This window comes from Streptomyces sp. CLCI03, assembly GCF_053615355.1.
In genome coordinates this window covers 3724970-3744106 of record NZ_CM132132.1, presented here as the reverse complement: position 1 = coordinate 3744106, position 19137 = coordinate 3724970, and the positions used below count along the sequence as shown (strand labels likewise).

The following is a 19137-nucleotide window of genomic DNA, read 5'->3' as shown; positions in this document are numbered from 1 at the left end:
GGATAGGCTGGGCGGATGACGCGAGCCGAGCAGCCGGCGGTCGTGACCGCCCCGGCGAACCCCACCTACGACGAAGCCCTAGCCGCGGATTCCCGCGAGCGTGCGGTGCGCGCACTGCTGCGCACTCCCAGGCTGCGCCGGCTGTGGAGCGCCCAGTTGGTGAGCGGCATCGGCGATGCCCTGGCCCTGTTGGTGCTGGTGTTGCTGGCCGTCCAGGCGGCCGCCTCGGAAGGGGCCTTCGGCGGCGGATCCCGCGGCGCGGCCCTCGCCGTCGCCACCGTCTTCGGGGTCCGCATCCTCGCCACCCTGCTCTTCGGCGCGGTCCTGCTGGGCCCGCTGGCCGGGCTGTTGGGAGCCGGCGGCAAGCTGGACCGCCGCTGGACCATGATCGGGGCCGACGGGGTCCGCCTCGGGCTCTTCGTCGTCGCCCCGCTGTGGCTCGACTGGATCCCGTCCCACGCGCTGACCGCGCTGCTGGCCACCGTCTTCGTCTCCGGTGCCGCCGAGCGGCTGTGGACCCTGGCGAAGGAGAGCGCGGCGCCCGCCCTGCTGCCCGCGCCGCCGCCGGAGGGGGCCACCGTACGGCCGCTCCCTGACCACCTGGACGCGCTGCGCCGGCTGACCCTGCGTACGGCCTTCGCCGCGCTCCCGATCGCCGCGGCCGCGCTGCTCGCCGCGACCCTGGTCGGCAAGGCGCTCGGCCTCGGCGTCGACTGGTTCGCCGCGAACCAGGCCGCCCTCGGCTCGTACGTGGCCTCCGGCCTCTTCGCCGCCTCGGTGTCGCTGCTCCTGCCGCTGGTGCTGCCGGGCGGGGCGACCCCGCGGCCGCGTTCGCCGCTGGAGGGCCTGCGCACCCCCAAGGCGGGCGACCGGCCCGACAAGGGCCGTACGGGCGTCATCCCCCTGCTCGTCCTCAGCTGCGCCGCCGTCGCCGGAGCGGTCTCCAGCGCCGTGTCCGTGTCCGTCCTGCACGCCTTCGACCTGGGCGGTGGCCCGGCGGCGTTCGCGCTGTTCGTCCTCGCGCTGGTCGGCGGCACCGCCGTGGGCATCCGCGCCACCCAGGCCGGCAAGGTGCTGCCCGCCCTGTCCCGCCGCCGGCTGCTGGCCCTCGCCATCGCGGTCACCGGGCTCGCGCTGCTGCTGACCGGGCTCGTCCCGGACATGGCGACCGTGCTGTTCCTCTCGCTGATCGCCGGCATCGCCGCGGGCGTCGCGGCCAACACCGGCCACACCCTGCTGGACCAGGAGACCGAGGAGTTCCGGCGGGCCCGGATCACCGAGCACCTCCAGGCCGTCGTACGGGTGGCCGTGGCGCTCGGCGCCGTGGCCGCGCCCGTGCTCGCCGCGGCGATCGGCCCGCACCGGCTGACCGGTGCCGAGGTCGTCTTCGCGCACGGCGGTGCCGCCTTCACCCTGATGCTCGTCGGCGCCCTGCTGCTGCCGGTCGCCGTGCTGGTGCTCACCAAGGCCGACGACCGCCGGGGCGTCCCCCTGCGGCGGGACCTGCGCGAGGCGCTGCGTGGCGGGGAGCCCGTACAGGCGGCGTCCGCCACCGGGTTCTTCATCGCCCTGGAGGGCGGCGACGGAGCCGGCAAGTCCACCCAGGTCCAGGCGCTGGCCGAGTGGATCCGGGGCAAGGGCCACGAGGTCGTGGTGACCCGGGAGCCCGGGGCGACCCCCGTCGGCAAGCGGCTCCGCTCGATCCTGCTCGACATCTCCTCGGCCGGTCTGTCGAACCGCGCCGAGGCACTGCTGTACGCCGCCGACCGGGCGGAACACGTGGACACGGTGGTGCGCCCGGCCCTGGAGCGTGGCGCGGTCGTCATCTCGGACCGCTACATCGACTCCTCGGTGGCCTACCAGGGCGCCGGCCGTGACCTCTCCCCGACGGAGATCGCCAGGATCTCGCGCTGGGCCACCGACGGGCTCGTCCCGAACCTGACCGTGCTGCTCGACGTGTCGCCGGAGGCGGCGCGCGAGCGGTTCACGGAGGCACCGGACCGGCTGGAGTCGGAGCCGGCGGAGTTCCACCAGCGGGTGCGGTCCGGGTTCCTGACCCTCGCCGCGTCCGACCCCGGCCGCTACCTCGTGGTCGACGCGGGCCAGGACCCGGGGTCGGTGACCACCGTCGTACGGCACCGCCTGGACCGGATGCTGCCGCTCTCGGAGGCCGAGGTGGCCGCCCAGGCGGAGGCGCGACGCAAGGCCGAGGAAGAGGCCCGGCGCAAGGCCGAGGAAGAGGCGGCGCGCAAGGCGGAGGAAGCCCGGCTGCGTGCCGAGGAGGAGGCGCGGCTGGCCCGCGAGGCAGAGGCCGCGCGGATCAAGGCCGAGGCGGAAGCCGCCCGCAAGGCGGAGGAGGAGCGGCTGCGCGCCGAGGAGGAGGCCCGCGCCCGGGCCGAGGCCGAGCGGCTGCGCGCGGAGGCCGAGGAGAAGGCGCGCGCGGCGGAGGCCGAGCGGCTGCGTCGGCAGGCGGAGGAGGAGGCCCGGCTGCGGGCCGAGGCCGAGGAGCGGCGGCTGGAGAAGCAGCGGCGCGCCGAGGAGGCCCTGCTCAAGGCCGAGGAGGCCCGCCGACTGGTGGCGGCCGAGGCGGCGGCGAAGGCCGCGGCCGCACCGGCTGCGCCCGCGTCGCCCGCCGCCGCGCCCAAGGTCGGCATGACCAAGAAGCCGGAGCCGGAGCCGCACCCGGACGACGCGGTGACGGTGGAGACCCCGGTGGCGCAGGTCGCCCCGGCGGCCCCGGCCGCTCCGGAGGCCAAGCCGGTCAAGCGGGTCGTCCAGCCGGACGACGTCACCCAGACCGTCCCGGTGCCGAAGGTCGACCCGGCCTCGGCCGCGGAGACCTCGGTGCTGCCGCCGGTCCGCGCGACGGACGAGACGGCGGTGCTGCCGCCCGTACGGCCGACCGCGCCGCAGTCCCCGCAGGCGCCGCGGTCCCCGCAGTCCGCGCAGGGGAGCGGCACCGGGGGCCCCCGGTCCGCCACGCGGCCGACGGCCCAGCGACCCGAGGAGAATCCGACCGACCGGGTGCCCTCGGGCATCTTCCGGGACTCCGGCAACGACCGGACGCGCGAGCTTCCCGTCGTCGACGACGAGGGCCGGCCGCGCCGGCCGCGGCCGGAGTGGGCCGAGGAGACCCCGCTGGACGACCTGCCGACGCTGGCGGACGAACTGCTGGGCCGCCACCGGGACGACGAGGACGGCGACGAGGGCGAACGCGGATCGCGCCGCCGCCGCTGACCTCGGCGGGGACGGGATTGTCGGTGGCGCCCGCCACAATGGGTGCACGGAGAGTGAAAGGTGGTGGGCGGGATGCCCGTATGGGACGACCTGGTGGGACAGGAGCGGATCCGGGCGCAGCTGGCCGCCGCCGCCCGTGACGCGGACGCGCTGGTCACGGCCGCCACGGCCGGGACCGCGCCGCCCGCGGCCTCCAAGATGACGCACGCCTGGCTGTTCACCGGTCCGCCCGGATCCGGCCGGACCACGGCCGCCCGGGCCTTCGCCGCCGCGCTGCAGTGCACCAGCCCCGACCGGGCCCTCGGCGGTGAGCCCGGCTGCGGGTTCTGCGACGGCTGCCACACCACGATGGTCGGTACGCACGCGGACGTCTCGACGGTGGTCGCGGTCGGCAGCCAGATCCTCGTCGCCGACATGCGGGACACCGTCCGCAAGTCCTACACGTCCCCGGCGACGGGCCGCTGGCAGATCATCCTGGTCGAGGATGCCGAGCGGCTGAACGAGAAGTCCGCCAACGCGGTCCTCAAGGCCGTGGAGGAGCCCGCGCCCCGGACGGTCTGGCTGCTCTGCTCGCCCTCCGTGGAGGACGTGCTGCCCACCATCCGCTCACGCTGCCGCCTCCTCAGCCTCGGCACCCCCTCGGTCGCGGCCGTCGCCGACCTGCTGGTGCGGCGGGACGGCGTCGAGCCGACGGCCGCCCTGGCCGCCGCCAGGGTCACCCAGGGGCACGTCGACCGCGCCCGCCGGCTGGCCACGGACGAGGGCGCCCGGGAGCGCAGGGCGACGGTCCTGAAGCTCCCGCTCCGGGTGGACGACATCGGCGCCTGCCTCAAGGCCGCGCAGGAGCTGGTCGACGCCGCAGCGGAGGACGCCAAGCAGGTCGCGGACGAGGTCGACACCAAGGAGACCGAGGAGCTGAGGGCCGCGCTCGGCGCCGGAGCGGGCGCAGGCAGCCGGATGCCGCGTGGTACGGCGGGTGTGATGAAGGAGCTGGAGGACCGGCAGAAGCGCCGTCGCACCCGTACCCAGCGCGACACCCTCGAAGTGGCGCTGACCGACCTCACCGGTTTCTACCGGGACGTCCTGGCCCTGCAGCTCGGCTCGTCCGTGGCCATCGCCAACGAGGAGATACGGCACGACCTGGACCGGATCGCCCGCGCCTCGGGGCCTGAGCGGACCCTGCGCCGGATCGAGGCGATCATCGCCTGCCGCGACTCCCTCGACCGCAATGTCGCCCCGCTCCTCGCGGTGGAGGCGATGACGATGGCCCTGCGCGCGGGCTGACGGTGGCCGAGCGGGCTGTGCCGAGGCCTGGCCGGGGCCGGTCCGCGGGGCGGCGGTCCACACCCGGTTGACCGGCTCACCCGTGCGGGCGAACCGGCCGTCGGGGCCGGGCAGTGCCCGGTCCGTGCCACGCCCGGCACCGGCCACGGAAGGCGTGCGGCCGTCCGGTCCCGGAGCGCCGGCCCAGGTCCACCGGCAGGACGTAGGCTCCGGGGATGGACACCAGTCGCCTGCTGCGTACCACCGGAACCGTGATCGCAGCCGCCGGGCTGCTGCTCTCCGGGTGCACCTCGGGCGGGTCGGGGGAACCCGGGGCCGCCGCGGCTTCCCTGCCTTCGGCGCCGCCGTCCCCCGACGCCGCCGCGCTGCGCCCGTACTACGCGCAGAAGCTGACCTGGCGCGACTGCGGTGTCCCGGGATTCCAGTGCTCCACGATGAAGGCGCCGCTGGACTACGCGAACCCCGGCTCCGGCCAGGACGTCGACATCGCGGTGTCCCGCCGTACGGCCACCGGGCCGGGCAAGCGCCTCGGCTCGCTGGTGGTCAACCCGGGCGGTCCCGGCGGCTCCGGCATCGGCTACCTCCAGGCGTACGCGGGCATCGGCTACCCCGCGGCCGTGCGGGCCCAGTACGACATGGTGTCCTTCGACCCGCGCGGGGTGGAACGCAGCAGCCCCGTCGAGTGCCTCAGCGGCCCGGCCATGGACAAGTACACGCAGGTGGACCAGACACCGGACGACGCGGCCGAGCGGGCAGAGCTGGTGGCGGCCTTCAAGGAGTTCGCGCGGGCCTGCGAGGCGAAGTCGGGGCGGGTCCTGCCGCACGTCTCCACCGTCGACGCCGCCCGGGACATGGACCTGCTGCGCGGGGTGCTCGGTGACCAGAAGCTCCACTATGTCGGGGCCTCGTACGGCACCCTGCTGGGCGCCACGTACGCGGACCTCTTCCCGGACCGGGTCGGACGGCTGGTCCTGGACGGGGCGATGGACCCCGCCCGGCCCGCGCTCGAACTGAACCGGGACCAGACGGAGGGCTTCGAGACGGCCTTCACCTCCTTCGCCAAGGACTGCGCGAAGCAGCCCGACTGCCCGCTGGGCAAGGGCGACCCGGACGCGGTGGCGGCGCGCCTGAAGGAGTTCTTCCGCAAGCTCGACGCACAGCCCGTCGCGAGCGGCGACCCGGACCGCCCGCTGGGGGAGGCCCTGGCGACGACCGGGGTGATCGCGGCGCTGTACGACGAGAGCGCCTGGCCGCAGCTGCGCGAGGCGCTCAGCTCGGCGATGAACGGCGACGGATCGGGGCTGCTGAGCCTGGCCGACAGCTATTACGAGCGCGAGGCGGACGGCAAGTACGCCAACCTGATGTTCGCGAACGCCGCCGTCAACTGCCTCGACCAGCCCGCGGCCTTCACCGGCCCGGAGGCCGTGGACACCGCCCTGCCGTCCTTCGAGAAGGCCTCCCCGGTCTTCGGCGCGGGCCTCGCCTGGGCCGCGCTGAACTGCACGTACTGGCCGGTGAAGGCCACGGGCAAGGCGAGGGAGCTGACCGCGAAGGGCGCCGCGCCGATCGTGGTGGTGGGCACCACGCGCGACCCGGCGACCCCGTACAAGTGGGCCCAGGCGCTGGCCGGCCAGCTCGAATCGGGCACGCTCCTCACCTACGACGGCGACGGCCACACGGCGTACGGGCGCGGCAGCGAATGCATCGACACCGCGATCAACCGCTACCTGCTGGAGGGCAAGCCCCCGCAGGACGGCAAGAAGTGCTGAGACCGCCGCCTCACGGCGCACGAACGCCGAGCACCCACGGCCGCCGGCCCAGCCGGCGAAGCGCGCCCGACATGCCGGGATCACCCCGATAGGCGGCCTCCGTACCCGCTCGGCGAAACCTGGTTCGGGGCACCCGTCCACACCCTGTAGACTTGGCGCCGCTGCTGATGAGCGCCCCTCTTCGAGGGAATACTTGTCTGACCAGCGGTGCCGCCTTAGCTCAGTTGGCCAGAGCAACGCACTCGTAATGCGTAGGTCTCGGGTTCGAATCCCGAAGGCGGCTCGGATCAGCCCCAGGACTCACTCGCCGTGACCTGGGGCTTTTTCATGCCCCGACCGATCGGGGGCGGAATGCGATGATCTTCGCGCCCTCATGTGATGCCGCCGTGAGGCCGTCCTGCTCGGGCACCGCTTCGGGAGCCTGCTCGGCGCGACGGATCGGGCGACGAGCATGCGGCAGCCGGGTGGGCTCACTTGGTGGGCGGGGTCGCGAGGGTCAGGGTGAGGTGGGCCGTGGTCTCGATGAGGGTTTTGGGTGGCGGGGTGCCGAAGGTGAGGGCACGGTAGTAGATCGGGCCCAGCAGGAGGTCGGCGAGGTGGGCGAGGTGGTCCTCGTCCGGGGTGGTGCCCGTGTGGCGTTCGATGATCGCGGCCAGGCCGGTCAGGTCGCGTGCGCGCTGCTGGAGGAGGAATCCCTCGCGCAGGGCGGCGGCGGCGTCCTTGTCGAGTTGGGCGTTGCCGAGGAGGGCCTGGAGTACCCGGCCCGCCGGTTCCTGGAAGAAGTCGGCGACGCGGTGCAGGTGTGCGGTGAGGTCCTCGGCGGGGGTTCCGGCCGGCTCGGCCCAGGCCAGGCCTTCGAGGGCGTCCTCCTCCAGGGCGTCGAGCAGGATCTCGACCTTCGACTTCCACCAGCGGTAGATCGTCTGCTTGGCGACGCCCGCCCGGGTGGCGATGCCCTCGATCGTCGTCGCGGCGAAGCCCTGTTCCACCAGCAGGTCGTCGGCGGCGTTCAGCACCGCGACGCGGATGCTCTCACTGCGCCGCGGACCCGTGCGGCTCACGACGGGGGAGGGGGCGCGGCGGCCTTCGGTCTTCCGTGCGGCGCTGATGCTCGGTCACCCCTTGTTTCGTGCGAATGCCGCGATTCTGGCACACCGGATCGGGGTCGCGATCGGCTGATCACGCGGACGTCCTGCGGGTGCGGGCGAGGCTCAGCAGGACCGTGAGCGCGAGCAGGGCGACCGCGGCGCTGAAGATCGCCCCGGCCGGGCGCAGGCTCGTGGCGCGGATCAGTACGCCGACGCCGATCGCGGGGACGGCGAGCATGGAGTAGAGGACCGCGAAGAACGTCGACACCGACGCGCCGCGGTGCCGCGGGTTGCCGCGGGTGGTGATGTCGGCGAGGCCGTGGCCGAGGGCGATGCCGGTGGCCAGGCCGTTCACCGCGGCGCCGGCGAGCAGCGGGGTCAGGGAGGTGGTCGCCATGGCCAGGCCGATCAGTGCCGCGGCGAGGATCAGTCCCTGGCAGGCCACCCGGAGCGCGGCGCCCGGCGTGATCCGGCGGACCAGCAGCTGCCCCAGGGCGGTGCAGGCGAAGGCGGTGAAGACGACGAGTCCGGTGAGCGTGTGGCTGCTCCGGTGCAAGGCCGTGCCGAGGAACAGGCCGGTGACGGCGGTGAGTACGCCGAGCACCGCGAAGCCCGCGCCGGCGGCCATCGCGGAGCGCAGGAAGTCCGAGCGGATCTCCGACGGTATGCGCAACGGCTGGAACCGGAGGGTGAATCCGGAGCGGTGAGTGGCGGTCTCCCGGGTCGAGGCCACGCCGACGAGCCCGATCGCCGCCAGGGCGAGCATCACGATCCACAGTGTGCGCAGCGGTGCGGGCGCGACATCGGCCAGGATCCCGACGAGCAGCGTGCCGCAGGCGAGGCCGCCCATGTTGGCGAACAGCGCGAGCGTCGCGGGCCGGACCCTGCCCTCCCGCGGGAGGAGTTCCGTGAGCGCGGCGGTGGCGGCGCCGGTGACGAGGGCGGCGGAGAAGCCGGAGAGCACGCGGGCGACGAGCAGGACGGCCACGTCGTCGGCGGTCAGGAACACCCCGGCGGCGCCGATGGAGAGCAGGGTCGCCGCGACCAGTACGGGGCGCCGCCCGACCTGGTCCGACAGGCGCCCGAAGGCGAGGAGTCCGACGACGACCCCGAGGGCGTAGACGGCGAAGATCACGGTGACGGTGATCGGGGAGAAGCCGAACTCCTCGCCGTACACGGGGTAGAGCGGGGTGGGCGCGGTGGTCCCCGCCATGGTGATCCAGAAGGCGAAGGCCACAGCGGCGGTCGCGAGTCCCCTGCGGGGCCGGGGTGAAGTCGCCGCGTCGGGCGGGGAGTCGGCGCGGTCGGTTCGGTTCGGCACGGGATGACCTCCGGCGTGAGACTGGACGATGCGTTGCGTCTGGGCGAGACATTAGACTAGGCGTTGCGTCTACTCAATGGGGTGTGCGGCCGCCGGCGATCGGCCGGGGCGATCGCGCGGTTCGGGAGCCGGTATGGGGTGGGTGTTGTGGTGGCGGGGCGGGCCGAGGAGGTTGGGGCCCGCAGATGAGGTCGCCGGGCTGTCGGGCCGGCGCGTAGGTGGAGATGCGCAGTGGGGCGGTTCCCCGTTGTCGTCAACGGGGAAGAGCAGTACTCGATCTGGCCGGAAGGGCGCGAACTGCCCCTGGAGTGGCGGGACACGGGAGTGACCGGGACCAAGGAGGAGTGCCTCGCGCACATCGACGAGGTGTGGACGGACCAGCGCCCCCTGAGCGTGCGCCGGCCCGGCCGGCCCGTCATCTGTCCCGGGTCACCTGTCCCGGGTGACGCGTCCGGGGGGAGCCGGTCGCGCTGCAGCTGAAGCTCGCGGACGGCCTCACCGAGGAGGCCGAGGTCCGCCTCCTGAAGGGCTGAGGCGCCCGTCCGGACCGCCCGGCGGACGGCCCCGGGCGATCACGGCCCGGGCCGATCACGGCCCCGGGCGGTCACGGCCCGGTGCCGGGGTCCTGCGGCTCGCCCGCCAGGCGGACCGTGCTCAGGATGCGCATGATCAGGGCGTCGTCGACGGCCCCCGGGACGCCGGTACGGCCGTAGAAGTCCCAGGAGACCAGGTCACCGCGGGAGTTGCGGAAGCCGAAGACGATCGCCTGCCCGTCGCCCGCGCAGCGGTCGCTCCGCGGGGCGCCCGAGGAGCGCGCCTTGACGTAACTCCCCTTGACCCCCGACTTCGTGGTGTACGCCACCGGCTTGTCGGAGGTGACCACGCTCTTGTCCGGCTGGGTGTAGGCGGCGTAGACCCAGGTGGGTGCCTCCTTCACGGCGATGTCGGCGGGGTCCTTGGCGCCGCCGGCGCCCTTGGTGCCGGTGTTGGCGAGCCGGACGTCCACGACCTGGCCGTCGCCGTCGCCGTCGACGCTGCACCACTTGGACTTGTAGAAGGCGGGGGCCGAGTGCCCGATGATGATCTTCTCCGAGTCCTTGTCGTCCACGTGGCCGCTGAAGATCTGGGGTTCGAGGACCTCCCAGCCGGGCGGGACGTCGAAGGCGGTGCCGTGCTTGGGGTTGATCACGGTCTTCCAGCCCGCGACGAGCGGCTTCGTCGGGTCGGCCGCCTGCGCCGCGGCCGCCGCCGAGGCGCGGTGCCGGTTCTCGCGGGCGCCGAGCGCGACACCGGTCGCGGCGGCGCCGACCGCCAGGGCGGTCAGCGCGCCGATCCCGACGACGAGCCGCTTCCGGCTGATCCGGCCCCGGCCGGTGTCGGGCTCCCGCGGCGCCTCGAAGGGCGGCGGCCGGTACAGGCCGCCGGGCTCGGTCGGCTGTTGGTACGGGTTCTGCACGGTGCCCCTCCTGGTACCTGCCTGCCCTACTTGCCGAAGGACAGGATCGCGCGGCTCGCCTTGCGCGGTTCCGGGCTGTAGACCCGGCCGTTGAGCAGGAACAGCCGTCCGCCCGCCCACGCGATGCGGATGCCGTGGGTGTAGAAGACGCCCTCGGGGCCGGCCGCCGCCGCCGGGCTCTGCAGCACCGGCCGCGAGGCCCCGTCGGCCGCGGCGAGGGCGACGACCGCCCCCGCCTCGCCGCTGCCCGGAGTGACGTAGGTGAGGACCTTGCCGTCCTCGACCGCGAGCGGCCACATGGTGCGCCCCTTGGGCTGCTCGGCGGTGCGCCACCGCTCCTTGCCGGTGTTCAGGTCGACGGCGACGACCTGGTTCGTGACGTCGATGCCGAGCGTGCTGCCGGGCTTGCCCGCGCCGATGTAGAGCGAGTCGGCGTCGGCCGCGACGGCGTAGCACTCCTGGAAACCGGTCGCGTTGCCGAAGCCGTTGCAGCGGCCGCTGACCCCGAAGGCCGGGTTGCTCTGCGAGCGCACCGTGCCGTCTGCGGCGAACGCCGTGAGGTTCCAGGTCTTCTTGTCCTTGTGGTGCGCGGCGACCACCAGCGGGTCGACGGACAGCACCCGGCCGACGGTCCAGTCCGGGGCGTACGTGTAGCTCCACCGGGCGGCGCCGGTGGCCGGATCCAGCTCCTCGACCATCGCCTGTCCGCGGGCGACGACGTCCTTCGGGTCGGGGCACTGGCGGACGGCGATCAGCCGCGAGCCCCCGGCGACGCCGTACGGGTAGCAGCCGTTCGGGCTCGACGTACCGAAGAGCTTGCGGCCGTCGGTGACCGAGAACCCGCTCATGACGGCCGACCGGACGACGACCACGGTGTCACCACTGATCGCCGGTTCGAACTGGGTCGAGCTGTCGTACGCGTTCTCGGCCGGCAGCGGAACCTTCCAGCCCGCCCGCCCCGTGGTGAGGTCGATCTGCTGGAGGTGGGTGCAGCGCGAGCTCTCCGAGGTGCTCTCCTTCACCCCCACGACGAGCTTGCCGGTCGTGGACGGGGCCGGAGGGATCCCGCACATCGGTGTCTGGAGCGGGAGTTTCCACTTCTCCTGGCCGTCGGCCGCCGCGTACGCGGTGAAACCGTTCAGGATCGCGCTGACCACGGTGTCGCCGACCCGCCACGGGCCGTACTGCGAGGTCCCGGCCCCGGCCACCTCGGCCTGGTTGTCGCGCAGCCAGACGCGGGCCTCGCCCGCCCGGATGCCGGCGTTGGGGTCGTAGGCCCCGGGGCCCCCGGCAGGGCCCCCGCCCGGGCCCTTGCCGTCGCCGTTGCCGTCGCCCTGGTCGACCGGGGGCGTACCGGTGGGCCCGGCCAGGGGCTCCGCGCTGTGGCCGCGGACCGTGAGCCGGTAGGCGCCGCCGCCGATCACGAGCAGGGCGGAGAGCAGCGCCAGGGCGGCGCCGACGGCGACCACGGGCCGGGGCAGCCGCTGTCGGCTCCGGCCGCCGGGCAGCGGGGCGGTCACGGTGGGCGGTACGGGTGGTGCGGGTGGTGCGGGCGGTGGGGGTGGGGCGAACGGCGCGGGCGGCGGGCCGAAGCCGGCGGTCCGCCGCTCGTCGGGTTCCGGCCGTGGGCCGGAGGTACGACCGGTCATGGGGGAAGTCTGGCCGATCCGGAGATATTTCTAGAATAGATTTTTGGACGATTCCGCCGCCGCGGGCTCCGGTCGCCCGGCCGGGTGCGCAGGTCTAGCGTGGAGGGATGGTTCCTTGGCTTGGCGGGTGAGGAGGCCGGGCATGACGACACGCCGGCGCAGTGCCGCCGTGACCCTGGCGGCGGTCGGACTCCTGATGGGGCCCGTGGGGGCGGGGGCCGGCGCGGCGTACGCCTGGGACGCGGCGGCGCCCACGGCGCCCGTACCGGCCGCGACGGTCCCCGCGCCGACCCCGAACCCCGCCGCCTCGGACGAGTTCGCGCAGCTGACCCCGGCCGTCACCCGCCAGTTGGACACCGCGATCAAGCAGGTCCTGGCGGAGGCGAAGATCCCCGGCGTGATCGTGTCCGTGTCGGCCCCCGGCAAGGGCGACTACGTACGGGCCTTCGGCGTCGCCGACAAGGCCACGGGCGCGCCGATGAGCCCGAACCTGAACATGCGGATCGGCAGCGTGACGAAGACCTTCACCGTGACCGCCCTGCTGGAGCTGGTGGACCGGGGGAAGGTCGGTCTGGACGACCCGATCGGCAAGTACGTCGACGGGGTGCCCAACGGCGACCGGATCACCCTGCGCGAGCTCGCCGGCATGCGCAGCGGCCTGTTCAACTACTCGGCGGACGAGGGCTTCTACAAGGCGTTCACCAGCAACCCTGACCGGCCCTTCACCCCGCAGGAGCTGCTCGCCTACTCTTTCGAGCACCCGGTGCTCTTCGAACCGAACGCGAAATTCTATTACTGCAACACCAACCTGATCCTGCTCGGGCTGGTGGTGGAGAAGGTCAGCGGCGTCCCCCTCGACACGTTCGTCGACCAGGAGGTCGTCCGACCGGCCGGGTTGAAGCACACCCTCTTCCCCACGGGCCCGGAGTTCCCCAGCCCGCACGCCCAGGGCTACACGGACCAGACGGCCTCCGGCAAGGTCGAGACCTCCACCGACTGGAACCCCTCCTGGGCCTGGGCGGCCGGCGCGATGATCTCCGACCTCTCCGACCTGCGCAGCTGGGCGAAGACCCTGGCGACCGGCACCCTGCTGACCCCCGCCACCCAGGCCCAGCGCCTCGACGTGGTCGACGCGCTCCCGGGCACCGGCTACGGCCTCGGCATCTTCGACGTCCAGGGCTGGATCGGGCACAACGGTTCGCTGCCGGGCTACGGCTCGCTGGTCCTCTACCTGCCGGAGGCGAAGGCCACGCTCGTCGTGCTGCTCAACACGGACATCGGATACCAGGGCCAGGAGCCCAGCACCCTGGTCGGCGAGGCGATCACCAAGATCGTGACCCCGGACCGGGTCTACACGCTCCCCGCCCAGCCGGCCTCGTGAGCAGGGCCGACGGCAGAGCCATGTGAGCTGCGGACCGCGGGACTTCGGTCCCGGGGTCCGTTGTCGCGTTGTGCGTCCCGTCCTTCGTCACGGCCGACTCCGGCCGTAGCGTAGGCAGTCGAGGGCGTGGAGAGTCCCGGACGGCTCGGCACCCTCCACGCACAATGGTCCGCGGCGCGCGAAACACCCACGAGGGAGACGCACATGAACGGTCAGGCAGCACAGCGGGACGGCCGGTCCCCGGCGGAGGAATCCCCTTCCGCGGTCGCGGTCCGCGCCGCCGGCGAGGCGGACGTCGACGCGGCGGCCGTACTGTTCCGCGGCTACCTCGACTTCTACGAGGTGGACATCGAGGACCCGGACGCCCCACGGGCGTTCCTGGCGGAGCGGATCGCGAAGGACGAGTCGCTGGTCCTGCTCGCCGATGTCCCGGAGCTCGGCACGGTCGGCTTCGCGCAGGTCTACCGCGGGTTCTCCTCCCTCTCCCTGAAGACCGCCTGGGTCCTCAACGACCTCTACGTCGCCCCCGCCGGCCGCCGCACCGGAGCGGGCCGGGCGCTGCTGCGCGAGGTGCTGCGCCGGGCCCGCGAGGCCGGGGTGTCCGGCGTGCAGCTGGAGACCGCGTACGACAACACCGTCGCGCAGGGGCTGTACGAGACGGAGGGCTTCGTCCGCGAGGAGTTCCACGTGTACTTCCACGACCTGGGCTGAGCGGCCTCCGGCGGGAGTGCGACGGGATCGGCGGCGGGGAGGTGAAACATTCTCCGCCGCCCTCGCGTCAGAGGGGGAGAGAGACGTGAGGGGGGAGCACATGCGCCAGGCGCGCAGGGACGGGTTCGGGGAGTTCGCCGCGAGCCGTTCGGGCCATCTGCACCGGTCGGCCTGCCTGCTCGTGGGCGGGGACACCCGCCTCGCGGAGGACCTGGTGCGGGAGACCCTGGGGCGGATGTACCTGCGGTGGGGCCGGATCTCCCGGGTCGACGATCCGGCGGCGTACGCGCAGACGGTGCTGGTCCGGGTCTTCCTCACCCACCAGCGCCGCCGGCCCTCGGGGGAGCGGCCGGTCGGGGAGCTCCCCGACGCGGTTGCGCCGACGCTGCTGGAGGCGCTGGGGCGGCTGGCGCCCAAGGACCGGGCGGTGCTGGTGCTGCGCTACTGGGAGGACCGCAGCGTGGAGGAGACCGCCGACGCGATGAACACCGGCTCGGCGGCGATCCGTACGCGGACCTCACGGGCGCTCGCCCGGCTGCGGGAGCAGCTCGGCGGCGACCTCACCGCCTTCGTGGACCGCTGAGAGCACCGGCCCGCCCCGGCAGGCTCGCCCCCGCTCCCTCGCCCCCGCTCCCTCCCGCTCCCGCTTCCTCTCCCTCTCCCGCACTCCGACCGGCACACGGAAGGCCTGGCTCCTGATGTCCTTCGAAGACGAACTCGCCGAAGCCCTCCGGCGCACGGGGGAGGGCTTCACCTCCGACCCCGGGGCCCTCGCGGAAGCGGGCGGGGCGCGCGGCCGGCGCCTGGTGGCGCGCCGCCGGGCCGCCGTGGCCGGTGGATCCGTGCTGGCCCTGCTCCTGATCGCCACGGCGGGGGCCTACTCCGGCGGCCTGTTCGGCGGCTCCGACGCCGAGGGCGCGGTCCACGTCACGGCCCCGACCCCGACCCCGCCCGCCGACGGGCGGCAGACCGGCACCGGCGCGGTCACCGCCGACCAGATGATCGCCGCGATGAGGGCGCTCCTGCCGGGCGGCCGGATCGACGCGCCCGAGGCGCGGGGCACGCAGGACGAGCTCGGCCCCAGGGTCCGCGTCGTGTACGACGACGGCAAGGGCCCGGCGGCCGTCTTCCTCAGCCTCCAGCGGGTGGACCCGTTCGGCAGCGGGGCCCGCGCGCAGACCGAGTGCGAGGACAAGAACCTGCACGGCTACGACGCCTGCCGGACCGAGCAACTGCCCGACGGCTCACGGCTGCTGCTGTACCAGGGGTACGAGTACCCGGACCGCCGGGAGGACACCAAGGTCTGGCGGGCCGTGCTCGTGACCGTGCAGGGCTTCCTGGTCGACGCGTCCGAGTGGAACGCGGCGGCCGACAAGGGCGCCCCCGTCTCCCGGACCGACCCGCCGCTGTCCGTCGAGCAGTTGAAGGGCCTGGTCACCTCGGCCACCTGGCACGCGGCCCTGAACGACCTGCCGGCGGCCGAGCCCGAGCCGGCGCCCCCGCCGGAGTCGATCGTCCTGCGGGACCGGAAGGCCGTGGACGCCCTGGAACAGCTGATGACCCGGCTCAGGATCACCGTCCCGATCGTCTCCCGGGGCGGGCAGGACTCGTACGGCTTCGTCGTGCTCGACGACGGCAAGGGCAGGTCCCTGGTCCAGATCAACGTCCAGCCGGCCGCGAGCCCCTCGGGGTTCTCGGGGAACGCCGCCTTCACCACGCAGTCCGACGGCACCAAGGTGCGGGAAGTGACGGGGCCCGGGGAGAAGAACAAGGGCGTGACCCAGTGGAAGGTGGACACCCTGCGCACGGACGGGCTGCGCGTGCTGGTCACCGCCTTCAACACGGCCGACCAGAACGGCCCGGCCACCCGCCCCGCACCCGCGCTGACGATGAAGCAGCTACGGCAGATCGCGCTCGCCGCGGAATGGAAGCTCACCACGCCCGTCGGCTGACGGCCTCATTTGGCGTCCGCGTAGCACTCCACGACCGCCGTCGTGAACGGGAAGCGGACCGGGGTGTCGCCGAAGGCGATCCGGCCGGCCCGTTCGCCGGCGGCGCGGATCGCCTCCACGACGGACTCGGCCTCCTCGGCCGGGCAGTGCACGATCACCTCGTCGTGCTGGAAGAACACCAGCTCGGCGCGCATGTCGACGGTCGCCTGCCGCAGGGCCGCGAGCAGCAGCAGGGCCCAGTCGGCCGCGCTGCCCTGGACGACGAAGTTGCGGGTGAACCGGCCGCGGGCCCGGGTGTTCGTCGAGGCGTAGCTCGGGGTCCAGCCGTCCTCCCGGTCCTGCGCGGTGCGGCCCCCGCCCTCCCCGTACCCCTCGCCCGGGTCGACACCGCCGTCACCGGCCTCGTCCCCCTCGCCGGAGCCGGCCGGTGGCGGGCAGGTGCGGCCCAGCCAGGTCCGTACGAGCCGACCCTCCTCCCCGGCCTTCGCCGCGTCGTCCACGTACGCGACGGCCCGGGGGAAGCGGCGGCGGAGCGCGGCCAAGTTCTTCAGGCCGTCCCCGGAGGTCTGACCGTAGACGGCGCCGAGCACGGCGAGTTTGGCCTTGTCCCGGTCACCGGAGAAGCCCTGGCGGGAGACCGCGGTGTACAGGTCCGAGGCCTCCCCGGCGACCTCCATGAACGCGCGGTCGCGGGAGATCGCGGCGAGGACGCGCGGCTCCATCTGGTCGGCGTCGGCGACGACGAGCCGCCAGCCCGGGTCGGCGACCACGGCCCGGCGGATCACCTTGGGGATCTGCAGGGCCCCGCCGCCGTTGGTGACCCAGCGGCCGGTGAGGGTGCCGCCGGGGATGAACTCGGGGCGGAAGCGGCCGTCCCGGACCCAGTCCGCGAGCCAGGCCCAGCCGTGGGCGGTGTAGATCCGGTAGAGCTTCTTGTACTCGATCAGCGGCTCGACGGCGGGATGGTCCAGCTCCTGGATCTCCCAGCGGCGGGTGGACCTGAGCTTGATGCCGGCCCCGGCGAAGGCCTTGATCACGTCCGCGGGCAGATCGGGGCGCACCCGTCTGCCGAAGGCGCCGGAGACCCGGTCGGCGAGCTCGGCGAGGCGCCGGGGCTCCCCGCCGCCCGCGTACCGCTCACCGAGCAGCTCGGTCAGCAGCGCGCGGTGCACGTCGGCCCGCCAGGGCAGGCCCGCGCGGTTCATCTCGGCGGCGACGAGGAAGGCCGCCGACTCGGCGGCGGTGAGCAGCCGCATCCGGTCGGGGTGGGCGGTGGCGTCGATCCGCCTCGTCTGGTCGGCGTGGACGGCGAGCAGGGCGTCCAGGGGGACCGGGGTGGGCTGCGGGTCGAAGAGGGAGTCCTGGGCGCGGGGCTCGGCGGCGCGCGGGCGCGGATCGGGCGGTACGGGGGCGTCGTTGAGCCGGGCCCAGGCGGCGGCCGCCGAGCGGGGTTCGCCGAAGCGGCCCTCGTGGCCGAGGAGCAGCAGCTCGGCGGCCTCGATGTCGTGGCACCGCTCGACGCGGGCGCCGGCGGCGAGCAGCCGGGGGTAGACGGCCGCGGTGGACCGCCACACCCAGCGGGTGCCGGGCGGGGCGGCGCGGATCGCCTCGGCGGGGTCGCGGACGCGCATCCGGTTTCCGTCGCAGGGAGGTACGGGCGCGGCGTGCCACCACCCGTCGCCGTCCTCGGCGAGGGCCCACCGGGGAGTGCGGTCGCTCATGGGTGCGAGTGTCCCACCGGGGTCCGACAGTGGCTGTGCGGTGGCCGTCGGCCGGGCGCGGCGCCGTTGCGGGGGCGCTGCCCCCGGACCTCCGCGCCTCGATCACCGGCGGGGCTGAGAACAGCGCCTCGGACGCCGGCGGGGGCGGCCGTTGCCACGTACACCTCCGGCGCCGGGAAGGGGACGCGAAGGCGGACATGCCAAGCTGAGGGGTGTGAGAGACCTTGCCGAGACCGTCGACCGAGCCTTCGCCGCCGCCCTCCACGCCCAGGACGACGCCGGGTTGGACACCGGCGCCTCGCTGCTCGTCGCGGACCAGGCGGGCTGGCCCGCGGTCGGGCGGGAGCTGCTGGCGCGCGGGGAGGCGTACGTACGCCAGGGCTGGGAGCGGGGCTGGCAGCCGGCCGACGTGCTGCGGCTGGTCCGCCGGGACCTCGACGAACGGCACCTGCGGATCACGGGCGACCTGATCGCCGCCGAGGCCCGCCGCTACGCCCGACTCCCGGCGCGCTGGGGCGCCGACGAGGTGTGGTGGGGCGGCGACGACACGTACGCCGACCGGCTCGCGCAGCGGGAACGGTCCGACCGCTTCACGCTGGCCACCGCATTCCTGGAGGTGCTGCGGCTGCTGATCCGGCTGCCCTCGATCGAGCCGGTGGGTGCGCTGCCCGGCGATCCGGTCGACGCCCTCGCGGAGCACGCGCACATCGAGCCGCGCATGCTGGGCCGGATCCGGGCCCTGCTCGCCAAGGCCGAGGCGACCACCTATCCGGAGGAGGCGGAGGCGCTCAGCGCCAAGGCCCAGGAGCTGATGGCCCGGCACACCGTGGACGAGGCGCTGCTCGCGGCGAGCGGCAAGGGCCCCGCCCAGGTGCCCGGCGCCTGCCGGATCGGTGTCGAGCCGCCGTACGAGGAGGCGAAGGCGGTGCTGCTCGACGCGGTGGCCGGCGCCAACCGCTGTCGGGCGGTGTGGAACAGCGGCTTCGAGTTCTCCACGGTGGTCGGCTTCGAGAGCGACCTGGAGGCGGTGGAGCTGCTCTACACCTCGCTGCTCGTGCAGGGCACGGCGGCGATGACCCGCGCGGAGGCCGCGCAGCGTTCCGGCGGCCGCAAGCGGACGAAGACGTTCAGGCAGTCGTTCCTGCTCGCCTACGCCAGTCGGCTCGGCCACCGGCTCGCCGAGACCGCCGAGCACACGGCGACGGAGGCCCCCGACAACCTGCCTGCCCTGGTGGCCCGCGACGTGGCGGTCACCTCACGGGCGGAGGAGATGTTCCCCCGGACCACCACGACCCGGCTGCGGGGCGCCACCGACCACGCGGGCTGGGAGGACGGCACGGCGGCCGCCGACCGCGCCCACATGGGCGGCGGCCGCCGCAAGCCGCTGCCGGACAGCCGCTAAGGAGTCTCCTCCGAGCGCAGGGCGCGTGCCTCGGACTTCAGGATGCGCATCGACCGGCCCAGCGAGCGGGCCATGTCGGGCAGCCTCTTGGAACCGAACACCAGCAGGCAGACCACCAGGACCACGATCAGGTGCCAGGGCTGGACGGCGTTGCGGAGCACGGGCG

At 74.2% G+C, this 19137-nt stretch carries 15 protein-coding genes and 1 tRNA gene; 10 read left to right on the top strand and 6 right to left on the bottom strand.

What is annotated here, in order from left to right; translation table 11 throughout:
* Positions 1-15: 15 nt before the first annotated feature.
* The 4 genes from tmk to ACWG52_RS17155 all read left to right on the top strand — a co-directional run bounded on the left by tmk (position 16) and on the right by ACWG52_RS17155 (position 6573).
* On the top strand, positions 16-3237 hold the full coding sequence (tmk, locus tag ACWG52_RS17170; RefSeq protein WP_453128948.1) for a dTMP kinase: 3222 nt from the start codon (positions 16-18) through the stop codon (positions 3235-3237).
* A gap of 72 nt (positions 3238-3309) precedes the next feature.
* Positions 3310-4521 carry a DNA polymerase III subunit delta' gene (locus tag ACWG52_RS17165; RefSeq protein WP_389803609.1) on the top strand — a complete coding sequence of 404 codons (1212 nt, stop codon included), beginning with the start codon at positions 3310-3312 and terminating at the stop codon, positions 4519-4521.
* A gap of 215 nt (positions 4522-4736) precedes the next feature.
* The gene (locus tag ACWG52_RS17160; RefSeq protein ID WP_389803606.1) at positions 4737-6290 is read left to right on the top strand and encodes an alpha/beta hydrolase; all 1554 of its coding nucleotides are present in this window, start codon (positions 4737-4739) and stop codon (positions 6288-6290) included.
* A 209-nt stretch (positions 6291-6499) separates the two neighbouring features.
* Positions 6500-6573: transfer RNA gene (locus ACWG52_RS17155), tRNA-Thr, on the top strand.
* Between the two features lie 187 nt (positions 6574-6760).
* Here the strand turns inward: ACWG52_RS17155 and ACWG52_RS17150 are convergent.
* Together ACWG52_RS17150 and ACWG52_RS17145 are read right to left on the bottom strand one after the other, a co-directional pair.
* Positions 6761-7351 carry a TetR/AcrR family transcriptional regulator gene (locus ACWG52_RS17150; protein ID WP_453128947.1) on the bottom strand — a complete coding sequence of 197 codons (591 nt, stop codon included), beginning with the start codon at positions 7349-7351 and terminating at the stop codon, positions 6761-6763.
* Positions 7352-7469: 118 nt separating this feature from the next.
* Positions 7470-8699, bottom strand: a complete 1230-nt coding sequence (locus tag ACWG52_RS17145) for an MFS transporter (RefSeq protein ID WP_453128946.1) — start codon at positions 8697-8699, stop codon at positions 7470-7472.
* Between the two features lie 231 nt (positions 8700-8930).
* Between ACWG52_RS17145 and ACWG52_RS17140 the strand changes: the two genes are divergently transcribed.
* Positions 8931-9179: an MbtH family protein gene (locus ACWG52_RS17140; protein ID WP_453128945.1), complete on the top strand. Its 249-nt coding sequence runs from the start codon at positions 8931-8933 to the stop codon at positions 9177-9179.
* 124 nt (positions 9180-9303) lie between these two features.
* On the opposite strand, the gene ACWG52_RS17135 is transcribed toward ACWG52_RS17140, so the two are convergent.
* Both ACWG52_RS17135 and ACWG52_RS17130 read right to left on the bottom strand, forming a co-directional pair.
* Complete coding sequence (locus ACWG52_RS17135; protein ID WP_389803595.1) at positions 9304-10155, bottom strand: hypothetical protein; 852 nt, start codon at positions 10153-10155, stop codon at positions 9304-9306.
* A 26-nt stretch (positions 10156-10181) separates the two neighbouring features.
* A complete protein-coding gene (locus ACWG52_RS17130; protein ID WP_453128944.1) occupies positions 10182-11804 on the bottom strand; it encodes an outer membrane protein assembly factor BamB family protein in 1623 nt (540 codons plus the stop codon).
* A gap of 142 nt (positions 11805-11946) precedes the next feature.
* Here ACWG52_RS17130 and ACWG52_RS17125 point away from each other — a divergent pair, with 142 nt between their 5' ends.
* The 4 genes from ACWG52_RS17125 (at position 11947) to ACWG52_RS17110 (ending at position 15848) form a co-directional block, all read left to right on the top strand.
* Positions 11947-13185, top strand: a complete 1239-nt coding sequence (locus ACWG52_RS17125; RefSeq protein WP_453128943.1) for a serine hydrolase domain-containing protein — start codon at positions 11947-11949, stop codon at positions 13183-13185.
* A gap of 204 nt (positions 13186-13389) precedes the next feature.
* The gene (locus tag ACWG52_RS17120) at positions 13390-13896 is read left to right on the top strand and encodes a GNAT family N-acetyltransferase (RefSeq protein WP_161295737.1); all 507 of its coding nucleotides are present in this window, start codon (positions 13390-13392) and stop codon (positions 13894-13896) included.
* A 100-nt stretch (positions 13897-13996) separates the two neighbouring features.
* Positions 13997-14479: a SigE family RNA polymerase sigma factor gene (locus ACWG52_RS17115; RefSeq protein WP_389804892.1), complete on the top strand. Its 483-nt coding sequence runs from the start codon at positions 13997-13999 to the stop codon at positions 14477-14479.
* 115 nt (positions 14480-14594) lie between these two features.
* Entirely contained in the window at positions 14595-15848 is a 1254-nt protein-coding gene (locus ACWG52_RS17110; protein WP_389803585.1) for a hypothetical protein, read from the top strand.
* A 5-nt stretch (positions 15849-15853) separates the two neighbouring features.
* Here ACWG52_RS17110 and ACWG52_RS17105 read toward each other — a convergent pair whose 3' ends face one another.
* Positions 15854-17569 (bottom strand): bifunctional 3'-5' exonuclease/DNA polymerase, encoded by a 1716-nt coding sequence (locus ACWG52_RS17105; protein WP_389803583.1) that lies wholly within the window; start codon positions 17567-17569, stop codon positions 15854-15856.
* 214 nt (positions 17570-17783) lie between these two features.
* On the opposite strand from ACWG52_RS17105, the gene ACWG52_RS17100 reads away from it, so the two are divergent.
* Entirely contained in the window at positions 17784-18971 is a 1188-nt protein-coding gene (locus ACWG52_RS17100) for a DUF2786 domain-containing protein (protein WP_389803580.1), read from the top strand.
* Here ACWG52_RS17100 and tatA read toward each other — a convergent pair.
* Positions 18968-19132 carry a Sec-independent protein translocase subunit TatA gene (gene tatA / locus ACWG52_RS17095; protein ID WP_033219251.1) on the bottom strand — a complete coding sequence of 55 codons (165 nt, stop codon included), beginning with the start codon at positions 19130-19132 and terminating at the stop codon, positions 18968-18970. The genes ACWG52_RS17100 and tatA overlap by 4 nt on opposite strands.
* Positions 19133-19137: the final 5 nt, after the last annotated feature.

Bases quoted from the DNA above. Each gene is read 5' to 3' on its own strand.
- tmk (WP_453128948.1), top strand. From the start codon at position 16: ATGACGCGAGCCGAGCAGCCGGCGGTCGTGACCGCCCCGGCGAACCCC.
- ACWG52_RS17165 (WP_389803609.1), top strand. From the start codon at position 3,310: ATGCCCGTATGGGACGACCTGGTGGGACAGGAGCGGATCCGGGCGCAG.
- ACWG52_RS17160 (WP_389803606.1), top strand. From the start codon at position 4,737: ATGGACACCAGTCGCCTGCTGCGTACCACCGGAACCGTGATCGCAGCC.
- ACWG52_RS17130 (WP_453128944.1), bottom strand. From the start codon at position 11,804: ATGACCGGTCGTACCTCCGGCCCACGGCCGGAACCCGACGAGCGGCGG.
- ACWG52_RS17125 (WP_453128943.1), top strand. From the start codon at position 11,947: ATGACGACACGCCGGCGCAGTGCCGCCGTGACCCTGGCGGCGGTCGGA.
- ACWG52_RS17120 (WP_161295737.1), top strand. From the start codon at position 13,390: ATGAACGGTCAGGCAGCACAGCGGGACGGCCGGTCCCCGGCGGAGGAA.
- ACWG52_RS17115 (WP_389804892.1), top strand. From the start codon at position 13,997: ATGCGCCAGGCGCGCAGGGACGGGTTCGGGGAGTTCGCCGCGAGCCGT.
- ACWG52_RS17110 (WP_389803585.1), top strand. From the start codon at position 14,595: ATGTCCTTCGAAGACGAACTCGCCGAAGCCCTCCGGCGCACGGGGGAG.
- ACWG52_RS17105 (WP_389803583.1), bottom strand. From the start codon at position 17,569: ATGAGCGACCGCACTCCCCGGTGGGCCCTCGCCGAGGACGGCGACGGG.